The organism is Finegoldia sp. (assembly GCF_046991905.1).
GTDB lineage: Bacteria > Bacillota > Clostridia > Tissierellales > Peptoniphilaceae > Finegoldia.
The window spans coordinates 1-2,766 of record NZ_JBKWZF010000116.1 but is presented as its reverse complement, the minus strand read 5'-3'; the positions used below and the strand labels follow the sequence as shown (position 1 = coordinate 2,766).

Below are 2,766 nucleotides of genomic sequence, written 5' to 3'. Positions count from 1 at the left end.
CATATCCTGTATTCATTTCTGAGTACCTCCTTTGTGATGCAGGGAAGAACCCTGCCGCACTAGGCTTAACACCTGTTTTAAATCGCCTAGTCGACTATATAGTTGCTCTATACCTTTGCATTCGTCTGAATAAATCGATAAGTCACGTGCATCAGAAGCTTTACAAAACAGTTCCGAAACCTCTGGATGGTCAAGGGACCATGTCTCGAAATTTTCAGGTAGCAAAGGAATCTCAAAAGCACGCTCCATTGTACTCATAAATTGACTAAGGACTATATTACGTTCATGCCCTGAATGTTTACCATCACTAAATAAATCATTAATAATAAATTCAAACCACTGCAAACATAGCTCATATTGTTTACTTTCATAAATCCTTTCCTTAAAACTACATTTTTCCATCTTCAAACCCTCCTGTTTGTGATACAGAGAAGAACCCCTCAAAATTCAATTAACCAACACCATTCTTTTTGATGTATGCTTTCATTCTACAAATCCAATCATCATATGCCTGCCGTCCGTAGTATGACGCAGGGTCAACATTAAATCTCATACACTCGCTAACATATGGATCGTAAATAGCTGTATCATCAGTAACCAGAAATACTGTATCGTCTCTATATTCGCCCTCCTCGTTAAAATAATCATTCCATATCTGTACCTGATGCTTAATCATTTCAAGTGTGATGTCTTTTTTGTTGTTTTCCATGTTGTTACCTCCTAACTTTTTAACCATCCATAACTTGTATCAGATAAATAGCATAAATCTTCGACTTTCGCCGAAAATACTCTTTTACAATTATCGCCATACTTCAGATAATCATTTAATTCAGCAAAATAATCACGTTCATCTATACTCGCTACTTTTACACAATTCATACAATGATAACGTAATATTTCTAAATCATTGGACATATAAACAATGTCTTCCGCAAAACTATATATCGTTTTATCTTGTAAATGATAAAACCTATTTGTAAAACGTACACTTTTTAATACCTCACTTCTACTTAATTCTTCCATAACTATTTTCCTCCTTTCCCCATCTAGGGGAGAGGGGCAAGCCCCCTCAAATTTTAATTAAAACAATCATATGGATCATAAATGCATTTTGTTATGACCTCACCATCTTCAACAATAAGCTTGTAACATTCGGCTTCATAGTTTGCATAAAATCGAATAGCTTCCTTGTCATTTTCAAATTCCATTATTCTTCCGTCGATTAAAGCATTCATACAATAACCTCTATAATACTTTCCATTCTTTAATTTCTCTGTATCCAATTTTTCCATATCATGTCCTCCTGAGATGTTCTTTATCTCTTTACACTTATATTATAAATCAAATTGAGTTATACTGTTACCTTCATATAGTTTTTATAATTTATTTTGAGTTATTATATAGACGATAAGATGTTCATATAACTAGATTAGAGTTATTTTGTTTGATTTTTAAATTATCCTATGATAACATTATTATGGAGGTGTTTATATGATTTCAAATAAAATCAAAGCTTTTCTCAAACTCAAAAACATTAAAAGTGTAGATTTTTCTAAGTATTTAGAATTAAAAAATCCCCAATCCTTAAACACTAAATTCCTGCGTGACTCATTTAAAACTCAGGAACTTATTAAACTTGCTGAAATGGGGAATTGCTATCTAGCTTTCATAGATAAAGATAGTAATGATATTATTATAAAATTTGATTCAGAAGATATATGAAATATTTCTATTTTATATATATCAATTTGAGTTATTGTATGTTATAATATATATGTCATCGTAAGGTGACAGGAGGTAAGGCTATGCCACCTCATTATTACAGCATCCAACAGCTTAAAGTGGCAGAACATAAACTAGTAGGCATCCAAAGGCTAACACATCACAATGATGGAAATCACGTACATAGTTGTACTGATTTTCTTGATCAGGGAACTGAGAAAGAAGTAACCTGAGGATTGCCGAACGTTTATGAAAAAAAGGAAGTCGATTGGTAGTCGCTTCCTTTTTCTGTTGCATTGGCATCCACCAAGGCACACATCACACTAATATTATACCATGAATAAAGGAATTTACAACATGAATTTTTTTCCTATACCACGAAATTTACTTCTTGCTACAGGTGACCCACTTCGTGAAAAAATTCATTCAAAATCTAAACAGCCGTTTGATTTTTGAAAAGATTGAAAGAACAGTAATAGCTTTCCAGTAAATCATTTTCAGCAATTTCACACAGGAAACCTCCTTTCTGGTGAGCATCACTTTTCAAGTGATGGCATGTTCATTCCCGATCATTTTTTTCAAAAATGACCGCTCTTAAACATGGTCAGGTCAGTCTTCATCATCCCTCTGTATCATATACCGAGCGTAAGAACATGAGCCATCCACGAACTGCGATTCAAATTCACAGGCACACACACATTCCCCAAGCAGTTTCTGCTGTAGGTACTCTTCATATTCCTCATCCGTAAGATACAGTACATCAGGCTTTTTCAATCCACGAGAAGACCAGTAAAAGCGTTTCCCTTTTTCGATGAAGTCTGTTTCCAGCGTTTTGTACACATACTTTGTTATGTATGTAGCCACATCACCAATCTTACCGATTGCAGTAATATCAATCCAACCGTATTGCCATACCTCCATGATTTCATCGCGCTCAATGTAGGGGAGATTAAACACGATCAGATGCATATGCAAGCGTTCCGTGTTTTCCTTGCCACGTTCGATAATTGCGATATATTCAAATCCTTTGCCGTACTTGTAAAC

At 34.5% G+C, this 2,766-nt stretch carries 6 protein-coding genes; 1 reads left to right on the top strand and 5 read right to left on the bottom strand.

Annotated elements, in window-relative coordinates; genetic code table 11:
* Positions 1–12: 12 nt before the first annotated feature.
* Genes ACLUJM_RS13415 through ACLUJM_RS13400 form a run of 4 tightly spaced genes read right to left on the bottom strand, consistent with a single transcriptional unit; the run spans position 13 to position 1,292 of the window.
* A complete protein-coding gene (locus tag ACLUJM_RS13415) occupies positions 13–402 on the bottom strand; it encodes a hypothetical protein (protein WP_216880951.1) in 390 nt (129 codons plus the stop codon).
* A gap of 49 nt (positions 403–451) precedes the next feature.
* A complete protein-coding gene (locus ACLUJM_RS13410) occupies positions 452–709 on the bottom strand; it encodes a hypothetical protein (RefSeq protein ID WP_216880953.1) in 258 nt (85 codons plus the stop codon).
* An 11-nt stretch (positions 710–720) separates the two neighbouring features.
* Positions 721–1,023: a hypothetical protein gene (locus ACLUJM_RS13405; RefSeq protein ID WP_257334847.1), complete on the bottom strand. Its 303-nt coding sequence runs from the start codon at positions 1,021–1,023 to the stop codon at positions 721–723.
* 53 nt (positions 1,024–1,076) lie between these two features.
* On the bottom strand, positions 1,077–1,292 hold the full coding sequence (locus ACLUJM_RS13400; protein ID WP_257274542.1) for a hypothetical protein: 216 nt from the start codon (positions 1,290–1,292) through the stop codon (positions 1,077–1,079).
* 199 nt (positions 1,293–1,491) lie between these two features.
* Between ACLUJM_RS13400 and ACLUJM_RS13395 the strand changes: the two genes are divergently transcribed.
* The gene (locus ACLUJM_RS13395; protein ID WP_247230323.1) at positions 1,492–1,722 is read left to right on the top strand and encodes a hypothetical protein; all 231 of its coding nucleotides are present in this window, start codon (positions 1,492–1,494) and stop codon (positions 1,720–1,722) included.
* Between the two features lie 609 nt (positions 1,723–2,331).
* Here the strand turns inward: ACLUJM_RS13395 and ACLUJM_RS13390 are convergent.
* The coding region (locus ACLUJM_RS13390) for a hypothetical protein (RefSeq protein WP_412413041.1) at positions 2,332–2,766 on the bottom strand (435 nt) is incomplete at its 5' end.

Excerpts from the sequence above, each read along its gene's own strand:
- ACLUJM_RS13415 (WP_216880951.1), bottom strand. The coding sequence starts at position 402 with ATGGAAAAATGTAGTTTTAAGGAAAGGATTTATGAAAGTAAACAATAT.
- ACLUJM_RS13410 (WP_216880953.1), bottom strand. The coding sequence starts at position 709 with ATGGAAAACAACAAAAAAGACATCACACTTGAAATGATTAAGCATCAG.
- ACLUJM_RS13405 (WP_257334847.1), bottom strand. The coding sequence starts at position 1,023 with ATGGAAGAATTAAGTAGAAGTGAGGTATTAAAAAGTGTACGTTTTACA.
- ACLUJM_RS13400 (WP_257274542.1), bottom strand. The coding sequence starts at position 1,292 with ATGGAAAAATTGGATACAGAGAAATTAAAGAATGGAAAGTATTATAGA.
- ACLUJM_RS13395 (WP_247230323.1), top strand. The coding sequence starts at position 1,492 with ATGATTTCAAATAAAATCAAAGCTTTTCTCAAACTCAAAAACATTAAA.